The sequence below is a fragment of the Fibrella aestuarina BUZ 2 genome, assembly GCF_000331105.1.
In the GTDB taxonomy this organism is placed as follows: Bacteria; Bacteroidota; Bacteroidia; order Cytophagales; family Spirosomataceae; genus Fibrella; species Fibrella aestuarina.
Genome location: NC_020054.1, coordinates 2201246 through 2218443 on the forward strand (window position 1 = coordinate 2201246; position 17198 = coordinate 2218443).

Genomic DNA, 17198 nt, shown 5'->3' on the forward strand with positions numbered 1-17198 from the left:
GGTTATTGTTTGACTACCCTGAACTGGCCGCGTCGCTCACCCTGCCCAACGGTGAGGATGTAAACGCCGACTGGGAACTGGCTTAGATCAAGCCGGTGCGAGAGCCGCTTCTCAACGAGGCGGCTCTCTGCTTTTTGGAGGAGTTGGCCACTGAGCGTATATAGACTGGTGGTCACCAGTTCGTCGGAGGGGAGCGTGCCTTCAACCGCTAGGACTGTAGTTGTCGGATTGGGCCAGACACGTACCTGAATTGGCAGAGTGGGTTCGATGGCCAGCAGCTTTGTTACCGTGACTAGGGCCATACCGCTGGCTCCGCCCAGGCCACATTGGCTATTCCGAACGCTGGTGAGACGGTAACCACTGGTCGTGTCGGGTTTTACTGTGAGTATAAACGGCGATTGGCTGGCCGTGAAGTTCCGCGCCCCAAATAGGTCTGTTACGGTCAGTTGCCAGGGTGGTGTACCCGTCAAGGCAACGCTTAGGCTGGCCGACTCGCCCTTGCTGATAGTTGTATTGCCGGTAAGCGTACCCGACGCTGTTTGGTAAATGCCGAACGAATAGGTTGAACTGGCTCCCACATGCACGGGGTGCGTCGAGATAACCCTGAAACGGTGGCCCTGGCTGGCACTAGGCCAGTTGGCGGGTATCGTTACGGTCACCTGTGTGGGTGAGCTAGTTGTTGGAATCGACTGAAACTGATGTCCTGTTGAGTCGGAGAGCTGAACCGTAAACTGGTTGGCTGATTCAAACGGGCCAGTAGGGTCAATCCACAACGTAGCTGTCTGTCCACTGCATAGGATCTGAGTGGTGCCCGCCCGCACTCTTACTGCTGACGCCGGCAACACGGTAACTGATACACTGCCACTCAATTGCCCCACTCCACAGCTGTTCTCCGCGCGCACAACGGTGTAAGTGCTAGTTTGAGTCGGGCGTATGGACAGATTGGTTGTGCCGTCGAAATCCGGGCTGAACGATTGCCCGTCGGAGAGGGTAAACGAGTAAGGGCCGCTGCTGCCCGGCCAGACAGACGCTCCAATTGCTTCGCCGGGGTAGATACTAATCGCCGCCGAATTGAGTCGTCCACGCAGTACGTTCTGTACCTTCAGTTGCCCTGTTGTCAACGTCAACGAGGGCGATGTCGACTCGATTGTAAAAGTGTACGTTCCTGTAGGCCGGTTTGTGCCGGGCGGGATGGCCAGCACACCCGTTGGCGTCGCTGTTTCAACCAGCAGGGTCCGGCGGTTAAACGATCGCTCCACCAGATACACCCGGAATATATTACCCGAGTTAAAGTCGCCCTGCGCCTCATACCGGACGCGCGCCGTTTCTGTTTCGCAGATGAACGGTTTTTCGGCCTCAAGTCGCGTTAAACTCGGCCCACTGGTAATCCGCACCATGCCGAACGTCTGGCCGTAACCGCACCGGTTTGAGGTATTGATAAGGCTATACTCGCCGGGTTTCGATACGTAGATAAGACCCGTTCCGCTGATCATGCGCCCATCTGACAGCACACTAATCGGGGTCGTTACCGGATTGGCAGTGGTTTTGAGTGTTACGGAACTTGATAGATCCTGCGGGTACAGCGTCGTGCGGCCGTCTGCTGATAGCGTTACACTGGGTGGGGCATCGAGGGTAATGGTTTGGGGCAAACTAAAGTACATCGACTGATCAGTCAGTTTAGCAACCAGTCTGATCTGCCGATCGTACCCCGCCAGCGATGTAGGCATCGTGTAGGTTACGGGGCTGGTTGTGCCCGTAGTGGGTATCGCCTGGTAACTGGCTCCCCGATCTGTCGACACTTCGACCTGATACGCTGCAGCAGTGGGTACCTGACCGAGCCAGATAAAGGGCAGTTGCTGGGGTAGCGCAGCACAGACAGAGGCCCCCTGAATGCTGCCCATTCGAAGCTGAGTGGCTTCGATCCGAACGGTAGCACTATCGATGGGTGTGCTACTGAGGCATCCAGTGCTTAAACGGGTAACCTGAAAACGGGCCGGTTGCGTGACGCGGACGGGTAATTCAAGCAGATTGCTACTCGTTTGGCCCTGCTGGCCATCAGCGAGTGTATACGAAAAGGGAGAGGTGCCCTCGAAGCGATACTGTACCTGTACAAGTTCACCACTAGCTACCGTGAGCGATGTGGCATCCTGGGTATATAGACTGGATGCAGCGGGCAATTTCAGCACCACTTTAGCGGACGGTGGGGTAAATAGATAAGGCAGCGACAGCTCGTTGCTCTGTGTGATTGGGTTGGTCGAAACCAGCCGGACCTTGTAGCTGGCCTGTTCAGTCGGCAACCGAAACCGAACGCTGGCTCCTGTCAGGCTCACTGATTCGGTACGGCTGACGTATTGCCCGTTTACTGACGAATTGATCAACTCAAGCCTGAATTGATTGGATGGCTCAAACGTACCTGACAGGGTTACATTGAGGGTAAACTCGGCACCGGGGCAAACGAGTGGTGTTTCGGACTGCTCTTGGCGGGAGGCGCGAATGGCAATGCCGGTCACCGTCGTTGGCCGTTCCACAATCGCTTCAGTAAAACTGCTGTTCAATTCTTGCTGAACGCCACATTCATTTCGGGCGGCAATGACTGAAAAGGTCTGGGATTGGGTGAGGTAAATGGCCGGCAGGCGGGTATACGTACCCTGGTTGTCGCCAAGAACGTACCCACCGGTGAGGTGCACTACATGCCCCGAACTGAGGGTAAGCTCCGTTTGTCCACCGGCATAGAGCTGCCCCCATAGCTCCAGATTACCCGGCTGGGAGAGCGTGATTCGGGGCGTACCAAACACAAATCGCGGTATCTCTTTGATGGTTAGCGCCATCGGGGTGTTGGCACTGAGCGGCTGACGGGCCAGATCAACTACCTGAATCTGGCTTACCCTACTGGCGGAGGGAGGGACCGTCAGCGTAATCTCGCCAGGGCGGGTTACAGTGGCCCCTACCAGATTGCTTTGCAGGTTTACCTGCACGCGGCTGGGCATGGTAAAACCGGCCGGTGCCGAATAGTAGATTGTTAGAGGCTCACCCGCGCAGACATCCGTCTTCGACAGGCCGGTTAGCCGAATACCTGGCAGCACCGTCACGGGCGCCGTCCGGCTGGCGTACGAGACATCAGACAGGCATTCGCCCTGTAGGGGGGCTACAAAGCTGTAGGAAGTACTTGCCGTTGGCCTGACGCGTAACGCCGTCTGGCTGACCGTGTTGTTGTTATAGGCAAACTGAGTAACTACCGATCCGTCGCTTAGCAGCCAGCGCTGGTTGGCACTGTGGCTTGCACTAACGACTAGCGTAACCTCCCCATCGGGCAGTACAACATTAGGCGTAGCCGTAATCGAGAGGCGGGGCGGAGTCGTCATCAGGATCGGCTGAGTGGCCGCTAACCCTGCTTCTGCGGAGAATATACGCAGCAGGTGAACAGGATTACTGTTGCTGTACGGGTATGAAGCGGGTACCTCCAACAGCAGCGGACTAGTTGTGCCACTTACAGGGATGGCTACCGCCTGATTCCCGTTTTGCGGGTCGATGAGTTGCGCCGAAAAGCGGGTGTTGGGTGGTAAAGGGCCGGTAGTTGAAAAATAGATGGGTGTGGTACCGCCTATGCAGACGCGTGCCACCGTGCCATCAGTCGACGTGCGATTGATCAGTACAAAATCGACCGGGTTAACCTTTATGGACGCGCTTCCCGACACTTGACCATAGCCACAGGCGTTGCGAACACTTGCCAATGTGTAGGTGGTCGACTGCTTTGGATAGACTGTTAGTGCCTCCGTTGAGTACTCTTCACTATACGAGAATTTCGTACTATCGGTCAGGGTAAATACATACGGCCCCCGGCCGGTAGGCTCAATGCTGAGTCGTACCGGCGTATACGGATTGATTGGAAAATCACCCGCATTATGTCCCCGCAATCGGGCGGAGGGCTTATCCAGTACGCGCAATGTATACGTCGGCTGAGCGCTAACAACGGCAGGTTTTGTAGAGGCAACCCGGTAAGTATAGAATCCACTCAGAGATGGGGTGGCAGGTACCGTAAACGACGCCGGGCTGGCTGAAAAGGTATTTGGTAAGCTGACGAAGGTGTTGCCATCGGTCGACCACTGCACAACAAACTGGTTGCCTTCTCCGAACGTACCTGTTGTGACGAACGAGGCACTCATCGCGCCATTAAGACAGATGTCAGTGGGAGAATGGCCAACTAGCGAAATCGTTTGGGCATTAGCCAGACAGGAAGCGAGAAGACATAAAAACGCAACCGTATAACGTATAAGCATACAGGCGATAGATAGATTGAAGAGAGTCTGATTACTAAATCGCCAGCAAAGCTAGACGTGAGCATAAATCAACAAGCTCTCCAAAAGGTAATAGCCATATCGAACAGATAGGCTATGGTCCGTTCCCTAATTTCTACAATCCAAAGGAAGCCTATTGGCGTAATGTACATAGTTGCGCGACGCCTTGTCGTGTGGCTTAACTCAAACAAACGTTATGCCTTATATTCAGACCAATGATTCGCGCTTTGGCGAGCCGGTAAGCATTTTTTATCAAGATTGGGGTGGTGCCTCATCGACCTCAACTACGTCGGTGACAGGTACGTTGTCGGCCCCGACCAGTACACAACCGACGGTGTTGCTCATTCACGGCTGGCCCCTGAGCCACGAGATGTGGGACTACCAAATGACCGCCTTAGCCGAACAGGGAATTCGCGTGGTTGCTTATGACCGGCGTGGATTTGGCAAATCATCGAAGCCCTGGGGTGGGTATGACTACGATACACTGACCGACGACCTGAAGGCGGTGATCGATGAGCTAAACCTTGACAATGTCGTATTGGTCGGTTTCTCGATGGGCGGTGGCGAAGTGGTTCGTTACTTCAGCCGTCATGGTGGCGCTAAAGTGTCGAAAGCGGTACTCATCAGCGCTGTTACGCCGTTCCTGCTTCAGACCGACGATAACCCGGATGGCGTCGATAAAGATACGTTCGACACGATGGTGGAAAACCTGCGCGCCGACCGGGCCGATTTCCTCCAGACGTTTGGCAAGCAATTCTATGGCGTGGGCCTGCTGAGCAAGCCCGTCAGCCAGGCCCATCTGGACGGCGACTTTATGCGCACGTACCTGGCCTCACCCAAAGCGACGATCGAATGCGTACGCTCGTTCTCAGAAACCGATTTCCGCGACGAAATGCGGACCATCACGGTGCCCACGCTGATTATCCACGGGGATTCCGACAAAACGGTGCCCATCGAGTCGTCGGGCGAAAAGTCGGCCGAACTGCTGCCTACGGCTATCTATAAGGTGTATGACGGCGCTCCTCACGGGCTTTTCATTACCGACAAAGACATGCTCACGCAGGATCTGCTCTCGTTCGTTATGGAGTCGTCGTATCAGGCGGCTCCGGCCGGTGAGGTGACCTACTAGTCGCGAGCCGTTGCACATAAAAAAGGCCAGGATTCACGTGTGAGTCCTGGCCTTTTTGTATTGTATATGTTCGTTAGACGTTGCTCATCGTTTTGGCGCTGACCAGAGCGTTCTGCGGAAACCGGATTTTGAATTCACTGCCTTCGCCAACTTCGCTGGTAAGTTCAAGGCGCCAGTTGTGGGCCTCGATGATCCGTTGCACGTAGCTTAAGCCCAACCCGAACCCTTTGACGCTCAACTGGTGATGCTCGCCAACGCGGAAGAAGGGTTTAAATATTTTCTGCTGTAGATTTTTGGGAATGCCCACCCCCCGGTCGATCACCGACACCATCAGTCCGGTCGCGTCTGACTCGGTGTGAATCGTCAACTCGGGTTCGCCGGGGCTGTACTTGATGGCGTTGTCGAGCAGGTTGTGCAACACGTTGGTCAGGTGCAGGCGGTCGGCCATCAGCACGTGCTGGGCAGCCTGCAAGCTGATCTTCAGATAAGGACCGTGCCGTTCCGAAATGGACTGAATCAGCGTATGAATGTCGATCGTGTCGAGTGTCAGCGTAAGCCGGTTGCGGTCGGCCCGGGCGAGGCTCAGCATCACATCGACTTGTAGCTGCAATCGCTCGGTTTCTTCTTGAATGATGTGGACGTATTTGTCCATCCGCTCGGGCGACGATTTGCCAAACGGTGTCGCCAGAATATCGGCCGCCATTTTGATGGCCGAGATGGGCGTCTGGAATTCATGAACGATGGTATCCAGTACTTCTTTATGGATGTAGGGAACGTTGTGGTTATGGGCGTTGATCCAGACAAAATAGCCGAGGATGGTGATTGCCAGCGCTATAGGCGACCAAACAAGCCACCCCAGCCGGAAAGTGGCCGGACCGAAGCGGTCGAGCAGCAGAAAGGCCACAACGATCGCTAAGCCATAATACCAATTACGCTGGGCATAGGTAGCAACATTCTTCATAGGCAACCATACAATACGATAGCACGAATTGAATAAAGCGTGATAATCTGTTACGGGCGGCTGTGTCTGTAAAGGTATAGATAATTGCTACATACAAATTGGTGTACACAGGCTATACATAGAAAAAGCCCGCTGAAGCGGGCTAAAAATGCAAATATCGTCATTTATTTATCTTATGACGCTTCAGGCGTTGCCTCGACAGGCTTGGCTTCCGTTGACGGGGCCGGTTTTTTGGCGGCTGCCGAGCGGGTCGTGGTACCACCCGAGGGCTTCTTGGCCGGGGTTGCCGTCTTGGTGGATGTCGTGGCGGGTAGGGCTACTGCTTTGGGTGTAGTGGTTGGGGCCGACGCTGCTTTCTCGTCTTTTTTTGTCTGGCTACGATTGGCGTTTTTCGCGGCTTTGACAGCGTTTTTCTGCGCTTTACCTTCGTCTTTCTTAACCTTCTTGGCTACTTTTTTGTCGGCTTTTTTGGTCGCTTTAGCTTTGGCTTTTTCGGCTTTGCCCATCAGCTTGCCGAGGCGCTTGGCCAGCTTATCGGCCGATTTTTCAATGGCCTTTTTTACTTTCTTCGCCGCATCGCCCGTATCACCGAGGGTTGCTTCGAGTGCATGCATGATACCCTCAGCAATGGAGTGCTTCTGAGCTTGTTTTTCGCTATTTTTTGCCATGGTTGTGTGAGAAAAAAATCTACAAAGAAATACGCAGTTTTGGGCAGAAACAAAAGCCTAATGTTAAGTTTTTGTTATGCTTTCGACGAATCGATAGCAGATAATACCAGCTGTAACGGCGATATTGAGTGAGTGCTTCGTGCCATACTGTGGGATCTCCAGCACCAGATCGGCCTGTTGGATCACGCTGTCACGCACGCCCGTCACCTCGTTACCGAACACAAAGGCGTAGCGTTTGTTTGGCTCAGGGTTGAAATCGGGCAGGAGTACGCGTTGCTCGGCCTGCTCCACCGCGACTACGGTGTAACCCCTGGCCTGAAGGTCTACCACCAGCCCGTCCACATCCGGGGCGTGTTCCCAGGCCACCGATTCGGTGGCGCCCAAGGCCGTTTTTGTAATGTCGCGGTGAGGCGGGGTGCCGGTAATACCCGCCAGATACAGTTTCTCGGCCCGAAAGGCATCGGCCGTCCGAAATACCGACCCCACATTATTCAGGCTGCGGATGTCATCGAGGATGAGGCAATACGGAAATTTCTCGGTGGCTTTAAAGTCATCGACCGACAGCCGATTCAGTTCGTCGAGCGCTAGTTTACGAATCATGGGGGTAAAGATAGCACGGGGCGTGGGGCCGGGGGCATAGGGCTTGGTGCGAAGTGCCGCGAACCGAACGCCCTGCTCCTTGCCCCCCGCGCGAAGCTACCATACCGCCCGGCGGAAGGCTTCGGGGCGACGTACCCAGATGCCGGTGCCGTCCTGCTCGATCAGGCCATCCTGTTTAAATTCACTCAGCAGCCGGATGAGCGATTCGGTGGCCGTGCCCACTACCGCCGCCAGGTCATCGCGGGAGAGGCGAATGGGCTCTTTGGGGTGCTGATTCTGAAGGCGCAGCAGCGTGTCGGCCACGCGGCGGCGCAACGACCCGTAAGCCATACCCAGCAATTGTTCTTCCCGATCGCTGATACGCCCCGCCAACAGCCGGATCAGCTCCCGGCCCAGGTCGGGGCTGGTGAGCAGTAGCTGCCGAAACTCGTCGCTGGGTACGTAGATCAGTTCACTGTCTTCCAGCGTCACGGCCGAGTCGGTATAATCGGTTTCTTCGAGCAGGGCCACGTACCCGAAGAACTCGCCGGCCTGATAGAGCCCCGTAATCAATTCCTTGCCGTCGGGGTTGGTGCGGGTGGTTTTTACTTTGCCCGCTTTGAGGTAATACAGGCGCGTAGGGCCGTCGCCTTCGGCGTAGATGTATTGCCGCTTCCGAATCGGGTGGGTTTTCCGGTTGTTGATCAGGTCGTCGAGCCGGATGTGTTCGACGGGCGTATCGGCAGCCCCCGACGGAGCGCCCAGCGTGCGGAATCGGCTCAGGCGCCCTTCGATGGCGCGTAGCAGTTCCGATTCGTCGAACGGTTTGGTCAGGTAATCGTCGGCGCCCAGCTCCATGCCTTTCCGAAAATCGTTGCGTTCGGTTTTGGCCGTCAGAAAAATGAACGGAATGCCCGCCAATTGTGGGTTTTTGTTAAAAATCTGTAGGACGCCATACCCATCGAGCACGGGCATCATAATGTCGCAGATGACCAGGTCGGGGCGGGTGGCCAGGGCCGACTCCACGCCGATCTTGCCGTTTTCGGCGGCCAGCACCGTGTAGCCCGATAGGGTCAGTATCTCGGCCGTGTTGTCGCGAATAATGTCGTTATCCTCAATGAGCAGGATGGTTTCCATGGGGTTGAGGGCTAAAAAGAGGTTGGGAGCGGTTCGGAAGGGTGTGCTATGGGAATCGTAAGGGTAACGGTGGTGCCTTTGCCCAGTTCGCTATGGAGGCCAATCTGCCCACCCATCAGGTCGACGTATTTGCCAACGATATGCAGGCCCAAGCCCGTGCCAGGTACGTTCACGACATTTTTGGCGCGGAAAAACCGCTCGAACAGGTGCTCCTGATCGTCGGTTGGAATGCCCACGCCTTCGTCCTGTACCGTCAGCGTCAGGTAGCCTTCGGCGCACGTGGCTTCTACCTGCACGGTAGCCCCTTCGCCCGAATATTTCACGGCGTTGGAGAGGAGGTTAACCAGTATTTTCCGCAGCAGAGAAGGGTCAATCCAGATCGGGTTGGCACACCGGAGGGTCGCCTGGATGGTCTGCCCCGACTTGCGCAGGCCGTCGAGGCTGTTGATGGTTTCGTCGATCAGCACCGACAGGGCGACCTGCGCCGGGTGAGCTTCGATCTTCCCTTCTTCGAGCCGACCCAACGACAAAAATTCTTCGAGAATATCGTTGAGCTGATTGACCGACGCCCGGATGCGGTCGAGGTGCTTTTGGCGGTTGGCTTGCTGCGTGGTATCAGGGTACTTCTCGATCAGTGCCGCCGAGGTCAGCACGGCCGTCAGCGGCGTCCTGAACTCGTGCGAGGCCATCGACACGAAGCGCGACTTCAACTCGCCCAACTCACGTTCGGCCGCCAGCGCCGTAGCCAGTTCATCTTTCGACTGCTCCAACTGCGTGAGGGTGTCGAGCAGCGCCTGGGTACGTTCGGCCACGGTTTGTTCGAGGCTGGCATTGAGCCGTTCGATGCGGTTTTTCTGCTCGATCAGGGCGCGTTCGGCCTCCCGCTTGTAGGTGATGTCGATGATGTAAGCGACCGAATATAGCTCGTTTTCGAGCCGGAAATAGCTCAGGCTGATTTCGACGGGAAACACCGTGCCGTCGCGGCGGCGAGCGTGGAGGTCGCGGTTGTGGCCCATGGCCCGCACCGACGGATTCTCGTTGAACGAATGCCGCAGTTTTTCGTGATAATGGCTCACATCCCCCGGCACCAGCACCTCGATCAGCTGCCCAACCAGCGCCTCGCCGGGGTAGTCAAACAGCTGCCGAGCCAGGTCATTTACCGACACGATAACCCCCTGTTGGTTGGCCACGATAATCGCCACGGTGGCGTTGGTAAAAACGGCTTCGTAGCGTTGGCGGCTGTGCTGTAGGGCCAGTTCCGTTTGCTGTAAACGGTCGGCCAACGCGGGCGGGTTCGGGTCGGAATGCATCTACGGTTTGCTTAGACTACGGCCAGCAAAGGTAGCGTAGTTAACCGGGCCATCCGCTGCGTTTCGCCTTCAACAAACAAGTTTCGTAGCCAGCTATGCGGTTGCGGTAACATCATGAGCAGATCGGCCTGCCGGGCCTGTTCCGCGTACAATAGCGTCTCGTACAGTAACCGCCCTGACGTATCGGTATCAGGCAGTACAGTGAGGGTGTGCCCCTGTTGTTCCAGCAGCGTCCGTAACTGCTCAATGCGGTGCGCAACGGCGGGCGTATCGGTCTCGTCGTGTACGCACAGCCCGTGCACCATACAGCCAAAGCGGCGCGCCAGCGTCAGCGCCGTATTGAGCGACAGGGCGTCGGGTGGGGTGTCGATACTGATGGCCAGCGCGGCATTTTCGACGGTAGTAAAGAGTGTGTCGGGCGGGAGCAGCAACAGCGGCACCCGCGTTTCGGCCGCCATATCGGTCGCCACGCTGCCCATCAGCCGCGCACTTTGCGGGGCCGTACCCACGGTGGCCATCACCAGTAACTCGGCCTGTTCGGCGGTTGTAACGTCGTTGATGACCGTGCGGGTGTAGCCCTCGCGGGCGAGGCAGCGAATGGGCAGGTCGGGACTGATTTGCTCATGAAGGTGGTGGGCCAGCTCGCGCAGGGCATGCAGGCTGTTATCGTGCATCGCCTGGCTGCTCAACGGAAAATCGCCGGTTTCGGCCGGGTTGGTTGGCCAGAACCGGTAGGCGTTGAGCAGGATGAGTTCACGGTGCCACGATTGCGCCAGCCGGGCGGCGGTTTCTGCCGCCTGCTTCGCCGCGGGTGAAAAATCGGTTGCCAGTACGATGGGGTGCATGGGGCGGCTGTTTTACAACAGGTTGTAGGCAATCAGCGCAAGGTGAATGAGGAAGCTGACGGCAAACCCACCAAACACGTAACGTACGGGCAGCGCCGACAGAATGGGAATTAGCACGCCGAGGAAGCTCAGGAACGCGACCAGAAAGTGCCAGTCGGGCGCGCCGGTGGTCGAGATGATCAGCAGCAAGATGGGCGTGAGCAGGCAGCCCTGCACCAGCGCGGCCGTTGCCGACCAGCCAAAGCGGTTGAAATCAGCTTGTTCCAGAAACGCGTCGAGAGCCGATTGGGCGGGCGTTTCCAGGGTGGAAGAGGCGGTCAGGGGGGCTAACGATTCCATGATAACTAGGCGTTTTTGTGTTTGAATTGATGCCTCAAAACAAGCCCATTGCCCCGCCGTCTGAGCTGACGGTCCTCAGGTACGTGCCTGAGTTTCGTCAGGTACGTTGCGCCCTGTTGCGGCCCGGTACGTTACGCCGCCGGGCGCAGGATCGCGGTAACTAATCGCCCGAATCTGGGCTGAATTGGCTAAATTTGTGTAAACTACTTTAGTCGATCTTAGTGAAAACTGCCGCCTCTGCCAAGCCCGTAAAACCTGCCAAAGAAACCCCGCTCAACAAGCAGTACAACATCATCAAGGCCAAGTATCCCGGTGCGTTGCTACTCTTTCGGGTCGGTGATTTTTACGAAACGTTTGGCGAAGATGCCGTGAAAGCCAGCAAGATTCTGGGGATCACGCTCACCAAACGCAACAACGGCGGTTCCAACGAAGAACTGGCCGGTTTTCCGCATCATTCGCTCGACACACACCTGCCCAAACTGGTGCGGGCGGGCGAGCGCGTCGCCATCTGCGATCAACTCGAAGACCCGGCTATGGCCAAGGGGATCGTGAAGCGCGGCGTTACGGAGCTGGTCACGCCGGGCGTATCGTTCAACGACAACGTGCTCGACACCCGCCGCAACAACTACCTCGCCGCCGTGCATTTTGGCAAGGGCAGTGCCGGGCAGGCCGACGACGCCTTTGGTGTGGCCTTCCTGGATATTTCGACGGGCGAATTTCTGGCCTCGCAGGGCAATGCCGCCTACATCGACAAACTGCTGCAAAGCTTTAACCCGGCCGAGGTGCTGTATTGCAAGCGCAACCGCTCGGAGTTTGGCGCCCTGTTTGGCGATAAGTTTCATACCTACACGCTCGAAGACTGGGCCTTTACCTACGACTTCGCCTACAATTACCTGAAGCAGCATTTTCAGACCACGTCGCTCAAAGGGTTTGGCATCGAAGGGCTGCCCGACGGCATCGTGGCGGCGGGCGTAATTCTGCACTACCTCAACGAAACCGAACACAAGGACCTTCAGCACATTCAGCGGGTCACGCGCCTGGAAGAAGACCGTTACGTCTGGCTCGATCGGTTCACGATCCGCAACCTTGAGCTGGTCTCGTCGCAGCAGGAGGGTGGGGTGCCGCTGATTCAGATTCTCGACCAGACCGTCACGCCGATGGGCGCGCGCCTGCTGCGCAAATGGCTCATGCTGCCGCTGAAAGATCGCGCCCTCATCGACGAACGGCTCAATCTGGTGTCGCTGCTCCACGACGACCCCGACCTGCTTGAGGCCATGCTGACGCATCTGAAGCAGATTGGCGATCTGGAACGGCTGGTATCGAAAGTGGCGGTGCGGCGCATCAGCCCTCGCGAGATGGTGCAGCTGAAACGGTCGCTGCAACACGTGCTGCCGATTAAGGAAATGCTCATTACGGCGCTCAATCAGCCTGCCGATGCGCCTTCCCGGGAGGCCGTATCCCTAAAAAAATACGCCGATCAACTCAACCCGCTCTCGTTTCTGCTCGACCGCATCGAGGCCGAATTGCGCGACGACGCGCCGGTGCTGTCCACGCAGGGCAACATGATTCAGACGGGCGTTAACCCTGACCTCGACGAGTTGCATAAGCTGGCCTATTCGGGCAAGGAGTACCTGGCCAAGTTGCAGGATCGGGAAATCGAGCGCACGGGCATCAGCTCGCTCAAGATTTCGTACAATAAGGTGTTTGGCTATTACCTCGAGGTCACCAACGCCCACAAAAACCGTGTCCCCGACGACTGGATTCGGAAGCAGACGCTGGTGAATGCCGAACGCTACATTACGCCCGAGCTGAAGGAATACGAAGACAAGATTCTGACGGCCGAAGAACAGATTTTCAGCATCGAATCGCGGATGTTTGGTGAATTGGTCACCGCGACGAGCGAATACGTGGCGACCATTCAGCAGAATGCCCGCGTGATTTCGGTACTCGACGTGCTGTCGTCGTTTGCCAAAGTAGCCGTGAAGAACCGATACGTTCGGCCGCTGCTCAATGATGGAAAAGCCCTGTCGATCAAAGACGGTCGCCACGCCGTGATCGAGCAGCAACTGCCCCCTGGCGAACCCTACGTACCCAACGACGTGTACCTCGACGACGAAACGCAGCAGATCATCGTGATTACCGGACCCAACATGGCGGGTAAATCGGCCCTGTTGCGGCAGGTGGCGCTGATTGTGCTGATGGCGCAGGCCGGTAGCTTCGTGCCCGCCGCCTCGGCCGAATTGGGGATCGTCGATAAAATTTTTACGCGGGTGGGTGCGTCGGATAACCTCTCGCGGGGCGAAAGCACGTTCATGGTCGAAATGACCGAAACCGCCAGTATCCTCAACAACCTAAGCGAGCGTAGTCTGGTGCTGATGGACGAGATCGGGCGGGGCACCAGCACCTACGACGGCGTTTCCATCGCCTGGGCCATTACCGAATACCTGCACAGTACCGATTGTCGGCCCAAAACGCTGTTTGCCACCCACTACCACGAACTGAACGAACTCGCCGCCGATTTACCCCGCATCCGCAACTTCAACGTAGCGGTGAAAGAAGTAGGCAACAAGGTCATTTTCCTGCGAAAGCTGCGCGAGGGTGGCTCCGAGCACTCCTTCGGTATTCACGTAGCGCAGATGGCCGGTATGCCCGGCAGCGTGGTGAAACGGGCCGCCGTGATTCTGAAGCAACTGGAGGCGTCGCATCAGCGTGAAGACAACAAAGAAGCGATCCGCGAAGCGAGCCAGCCTACCGAACGCGAACTGGCGTTGCGCATCATCGAAGCCGGCGACCCCAAGTCGGAGGCCATTAAAGACAAACTCCGCACGATCGACGTCAACCGCCTCACGCCCATCGAGGCGCTGCTGAAACTGAACGAGTTGCTGAACCTGCTGGCGTAAACAACTTGCCGTTATGCTAAGTTGATTATAGGCAATGTTAAGTCGGTGGTTAAACCCTTGGCTTAACAGTCTGTCAAACCGACAAACAATCGCGTTTGACCGCGTATAAACAACATAGCCATGAAAACGAATCAACGTTTTGTCGCTTTTGCCCTGTTAGCGGCCTTTATGACCAGTTCATTTGCCAACGCACAGGAAAAACAGAGCCTATTCAAGCGTAAGTGGAATCCCGAAGCGAAAGGCACGGCCATTGGGGCTGGTGTCGGTGGGGTTGCCGGCGCCATTATTCATAAACGAGACCGTAAGGTAGGGGCCGGTGTAGGCCTCGCCGTTGGAGCCGCCGCCGGCTATGGCGTAGGTAAAATTATTAGCAACAAACAGAAACGCGCCGCCGAAGCCGCCCGTGCTGCCGAGCAGCGCGAATACGCCGCCCGCACGGCACCGGCTCGTCAGGTAAGCACTGGCGCGAGTTCGCGTTCGGTCGCTCGTAAGGCGGCCACGGTACCGGCTGCTGTTGCTGCGCCGGTCGCGTCGCAGCAGGCACTGGCCGAAGCCGAAATGACCCCCGCCGAAATGACGGCCAGCCTGACCCGCAACGGGTACTTGCTCAACACGTCGTTTGGCGAGCCCAATACGGCTTATCCGGAGTCGGAATACCGTCGCAAAAGCTGGTAATTGACCGGCCATAGTATTCTCCCGCAAGACCTGCGTGTCTTGCGGGCTATTTCCATCACCAATTCAACACACAGTTATGAAAACGATCATCCCCATGCTGGCCCTTGTGGCCACCCTTGCTTCTTGTGCCAAATCGGGCGAGCCCGCCAACGTGCAGGCACTTAACCAGCAGTTTGTACAAGCCTGGAACAGCAAAGAGACCGATAAAATTATTGGTATGCTCGACGACAACGTCCAGTTTGCGCAGGGCGAGACCCGTTTCTCGGGCAAATCGGAAGTGGGTGAAAAGTGGGTTCGGGCCACTATCAACACCATTAGCGACCTGCGCCTGAGCCCCCGCAGCAGCGTGGCCGACACGCAAATTGCCTATGAAGCCGGTACGTTCACGGTCGAGGTGTTACCCGAGGTCGCTGGTGAACCCCGTGGGATCGGTGAAGGCAACGTGATGTTGCTCTGGAAAAAAGCCGCCGACGAAAGCTGGAAACTCAGCTACGCCCAACTGGAAGACCTTCCGGTGCGCGTGAAATAAATTAGAGTACCATTCAATCAATGGCCCAGATTCAACGTAAAAGGCATCAGCGACGTTGAATCTGGGCCATTAGACGTTTAATGCATCAGGCCGCGCGCAAGCCAGTCCAGTTGCTTCCGAAACGGAAGGTGGTGAGCGGCAGGGGCGTGAAGAACGACGAATAGTCGTCGGGGCGGGAGAGCAACTCTTTATAGAGTAATACCCGGAACAGGTAATAACGCGTTTCCCGGGGAAGCTTCATCTGGTAATAGTCGCAGTGAGCCTGTTTTTGCAACTGCCGTTTCACGTACCCGGGCCCGACATTGTAGGCGGCGGCGACCAGCGACCACGAGCCAAACAAATCATACAGTTTACGGAGGTACTTACAGGCGGCGATGGTCGCCTTTTTTGGGTTGAAGCGTTCGTCGGTGCGGCCGCCCACCCGCAGGCCGAGCTCGCGCGCCGTACCGGGCATCAGTTGCCAATACCCACCAGCGCCTTTAGACGAAACGGCCCGCGCTTTCAAACCACTTTCGGCCAGCGGGATGTATCGGAAATCGGGCGGAATGTCGTAGGCCTTCAGCGTGGAATCGATCAGCGGAAAAAACGCATCAGCTCGCTCGCGCAAGTCGCCGAGGCTAGCCGTTTGGGGCCGGAACAGCGTGAGAACGTGTTTCCAGCGCGATAACACGTCGGCGTCGTCGAGCGGCATGGTTTCGCCGCAAAAATTCACGTCTAAAAGCGGAAACTCAACGTCGTTGGGGACTGTGGTCAACAGGACCGGTTGCAAAGCAGAAAGCCGTTCGGGCTGTTCGTTCTGAATCTTTTTCGGTGCCAGAGGGGCGTGGGTGATTTTCGTTGCCGCAATCGCTGCGGGGCGAATCATGGCCATCAACAGAGAGAAGCCAACTCGTTTAATCAAAGCATGTCAAACTTGGTGATAGAGGAATAACGCCTCATTCGCCCTGATTAGTGCGCTGATAATCAATTGACTGCTCTGTACGGAGCAGCGATCCGTACGAAAAAAGCCGCCAAAACGGCCCGTAAAGGCTGTCTGGCGGCTTTTTCGCCTATTGTTAAAAAATCTTATTGTTTCGGCTTTTCGAAGATCGATTCGTCGACGCTGGGGTTGGCTTCGAAGGCCGTCAGCTTCACGGTCGCGGCCTGCCCCATGGCTTCCGTCTTGGCCCGGTAGGGGAGGGTCAGCGCGCCGGCTTTCCGATAATCATCGTAGGCAATACTGGCGTCGATGGTCTGCCCCATTGCGCTCACTTTGCCTTTCCGGCCGGTGATCAGGTACGTTGTCGGGTCAATATACACCGTCGCCGGCTGCCCCTGCACCGTGGTCGTCAGGGCATATACCGATTGCCCGTCGACGGTTTCTTTGCCTTTAAGGTCAATCTTCTCGCCTTTGGCCGAGGCCGTCGCCAGCTCCAGGCCGGGCAGCATCATATTGTCGGTAACTATCTTTAGCTGCGCCGCCGGAATGTCTCTGGGCGCATCGGAGCCCTGCTTGACCCAGCCCGTTTCGCCCTTGGTCACGACCGTGATGTCGTTGCCCATCATGTTCATGTTGATGCGGGCTGCTTTGTCGAAAATAACCGTGGCCGTGGCATCGATGGTTTGGCCGGGCGCGATGGTCGACTGCGTATACTTGGCTGATTTAAACGCCTTAAGTGCATCCTGGCCACCCAGGGCCGCAATGTGTTTGCTTACGATTTCGCTTACTGTCTGGGCATACGTACCCACCGACAGCAGTACCGACCCTGTCAGAACAGCAGCCAGTGTGAACAAGTGTTTCTTCATGAAATTGGTTGGTTGGACGGCGGCGGTTGGCAAAGAGGCCATCCAC

General features: G+C 56.6%; 15 protein-coding genes. 5 read left to right on the forward strand and 10 right to left on the reverse strand.

Features of this window, described 5'->3' with window-relative positions; genetic code table 11:
- Nucleotides 1-2: 2 nt before the first annotated feature.
- On the reverse strand, nt 3-4163 hold the full coding sequence (locus tag FAES_RS08900; protein WP_041257695.1) for a T9SS type A sorting domain-containing protein: 4161 nt from the start codon (nt 4161-4163) through the stop codon (nt 3-5).
- A 328-nt stretch (nt 4164-4491) separates the two neighbouring features.
- Between FAES_RS08900 and FAES_RS08905 the strand changes: the two genes are divergently transcribed.
- Nucleotides 4492-5424: an alpha/beta fold hydrolase gene (locus FAES_RS08905; RefSeq protein ID WP_015330874.1), complete on the forward strand. Its 933-nt coding sequence runs from the start codon at nt 4492-4494 to the stop codon at nt 5422-5424.
- A gap of 73 nt (nt 5425-5497) precedes the next feature.
- On the opposite strand, the gene FAES_RS08910 is transcribed toward FAES_RS08905, so the two are convergent.
- From FAES_RS08910 to FAES_RS08940, 7 genes are all read right to left on the reverse strand, one after another.
- The gene (locus FAES_RS08910; RefSeq protein ID WP_015330875.1) at nt 5498-6385 is read right to left on the reverse strand and encodes a sensor histidine kinase; all 888 of its coding nucleotides are present in this window, start codon (nt 6383-6385) and stop codon (nt 5498-5500) included.
- 173 nt (nt 6386-6558) lie between these two features.
- Nucleotides 6559-7053: a hypothetical protein gene (locus tag FAES_RS08915; RefSeq protein ID WP_015330876.1), complete on the reverse strand. Its 495-nt coding sequence runs from the start codon at nt 7051-7053 to the stop codon at nt 6559-6561.
- 63 nt (nt 7054-7116) lie between these two features.
- Complete coding sequence (locus tag FAES_RS08920) at nt 7117-7653, reverse strand: RNA methyltransferase (protein WP_015330877.1); 537 nt, start codon at nt 7651-7653, stop codon at nt 7117-7119.
- 96 nt (nt 7654-7749) lie between these two features.
- Entirely contained in the window at nt 7750-8769 is a 1020-nt protein-coding gene (locus FAES_RS08925; protein ID WP_015330878.1) for a response regulator, read from the reverse strand.
- An 11-nt stretch (nt 8770-8780) separates the two neighbouring features.
- Complete coding sequence (locus FAES_RS08930; RefSeq protein WP_015330879.1) at nt 8781-10079, reverse strand: sensor histidine kinase; 1299 nt, start codon at nt 10077-10079, stop codon at nt 8781-8783.
- Nucleotides 10080-10090: 11 nt separating this feature from the next.
- Complete coding sequence (locus FAES_RS08935; protein ID WP_015330880.1) at nt 10091-10924, reverse strand: universal stress protein; 834 nt, start codon at nt 10922-10924, stop codon at nt 10091-10093.
- A gap of 12 nt (nt 10925-10936) precedes the next feature.
- Nucleotides 10937-11263 (reverse strand): hypothetical protein, encoded by a 327-nt coding sequence (locus FAES_RS08940; RefSeq protein ID WP_015330881.1) that lies wholly within the window; start codon nt 11261-11263, stop codon nt 10937-10939.
- A gap of 29 nt (nt 11264-11292) precedes the next feature.
- On the opposite strand from FAES_RS08940, the gene FAES_RS30730 reads away from it, so the two are divergent.
- The 4 genes from FAES_RS30730 to FAES_RS08955 all read left to right on the forward strand — a co-directional run bounded on the left by FAES_RS30730 (nt 11293) and on the right by FAES_RS08955 (nt 15367).
- Complete coding sequence (locus FAES_RS30730; protein WP_262493774.1) at nt 11293-11427, forward strand: hypothetical protein; 135 nt, start codon at nt 11293-11295, stop codon at nt 11425-11427.
- A gap of 57 nt (nt 11428-11484) precedes the next feature.
- Nucleotides 11485-14163: a DNA mismatch repair protein MutS gene (mutS, locus tag FAES_RS08945; protein WP_015330883.1), complete on the forward strand. Its 2679-nt coding sequence runs from the start codon at nt 11485-11487 to the stop codon at nt 14161-14163.
- 120 nt (nt 14164-14283) lie between these two features.
- The gene (locus tag FAES_RS08950) at nt 14284-14838 is read left to right on the forward strand and encodes a YMGG-like glycine zipper-containing protein (protein ID WP_015330884.1); all 555 of its coding nucleotides are present in this window, start codon (nt 14284-14286) and stop codon (nt 14836-14838) included.
- Nucleotides 14839-14914: 76 nt separating this feature from the next.
- Nucleotides 14915-15367 carry a YybH family protein gene (locus FAES_RS08955; RefSeq protein WP_015330885.1) on the forward strand — a complete coding sequence of 151 codons (453 nt, stop codon included), beginning with the start codon at nt 14915-14917 and terminating at the stop codon, nt 15365-15367.
- Nucleotides 15368-15452: 85 nt separating this feature from the next.
- Here FAES_RS08955 and FAES_RS08960 read toward each other — a convergent pair whose 3' ends face one another.
- Both FAES_RS08960 and FAES_RS28900 read right to left on the reverse strand, forming a co-directional pair.
- Nucleotides 15453-16268 (reverse strand): lytic transglycosylase domain-containing protein, encoded by an 816-nt coding sequence (locus tag FAES_RS08960; protein ID WP_229364453.1) that lies wholly within the window; start codon nt 16266-16268, stop codon nt 15453-15455.
- A 164-nt stretch (nt 16269-16432) separates the two neighbouring features.
- The gene (locus FAES_RS28900) at nt 16433-17152 is read right to left on the reverse strand and encodes a hypothetical protein (RefSeq protein WP_051054050.1); all 720 of its coding nucleotides are present in this window, start codon (nt 17150-17152) and stop codon (nt 16433-16435) included.
- Nucleotides 17153-17198 lie beyond the last annotated feature (46 nt).

Excerpts from the sequence above, each read along its gene's own strand:
- FAES_RS08900 (WP_041257695.1), bottom strand. The coding sequence starts at position 4,163 with ATGAGTGCCTCGTTCGTCACAACAGGTACGTTCGGAGAAGGCAACCAG.
- FAES_RS08905 (WP_015330874.1), top strand. The coding sequence starts at position 4,492 with ATGCCTTATATTCAGACCAATGATTCGCGCTTTGGCGAGCCGGTAAGC.
- FAES_RS08910 (WP_015330875.1), bottom strand. The coding sequence starts at position 6,385 with ATGAAGAATGTTGCTACCTATGCCCAGCGTAATTGGTATTATGGCTTA.
- FAES_RS08915 (WP_015330876.1), bottom strand. The coding sequence starts at position 7,053 with ATGGCAAAAAATAGCGAAAAACAAGCTCAGAAGCACTCCATTGCTGAG.
- FAES_RS08920 (WP_015330877.1), bottom strand. The coding sequence starts at position 7,653 with ATGATTCGTAAACTAGCGCTCGACGAACTGAATCGGCTGTCGGTCGAT.
- FAES_RS08925 (WP_015330878.1), bottom strand. The coding sequence starts at position 8,769 with ATGGAAACCATCCTGCTCATTGAGGATAACGACATTATTCGCGACAAC.
- FAES_RS08930 (WP_015330879.1), bottom strand. The coding sequence starts at position 10,079 with ATGCATTCCGACCCGAACCCGCCCGCGTTGGCCGACCGTTTACAGCAA.
- FAES_RS08935 (WP_015330880.1), bottom strand. The coding sequence starts at position 10,924 with ATGCACCCCATCGTACTGGCAACCGATTTTTCACCCGCGGCGAAGCAG.
- FAES_RS08940 (WP_015330881.1), bottom strand. The coding sequence starts at position 11,263 with ATGGAATCGTTAGCCCCCCTGACCGCCTCTTCCACCCTGGAAACGCCC.
- FAES_RS30730 (WP_262493774.1), top strand. The coding sequence starts at position 11,293 with ATGCCTCAAAACAAGCCCATTGCCCCGCCGTCTGAGCTGACGGTCCTC.
- FAES_RS08950 (WP_015330884.1), top strand. The coding sequence starts at position 14,284 with ATGAAAACGAATCAACGTTTTGTCGCTTTTGCCCTGTTAGCGGCCTTT.
- FAES_RS08955 (WP_015330885.1), top strand. The coding sequence starts at position 14,915 with ATGAAAACGATCATCCCCATGCTGGCCCTTGTGGCCACCCTTGCTTCT.
- FAES_RS28900 (WP_051054050.1), bottom strand. The coding sequence starts at position 17,152 with ATGAAGAAACACTTGTTCACACTGGCTGCTGTTCTGACAGGGTCGGTA.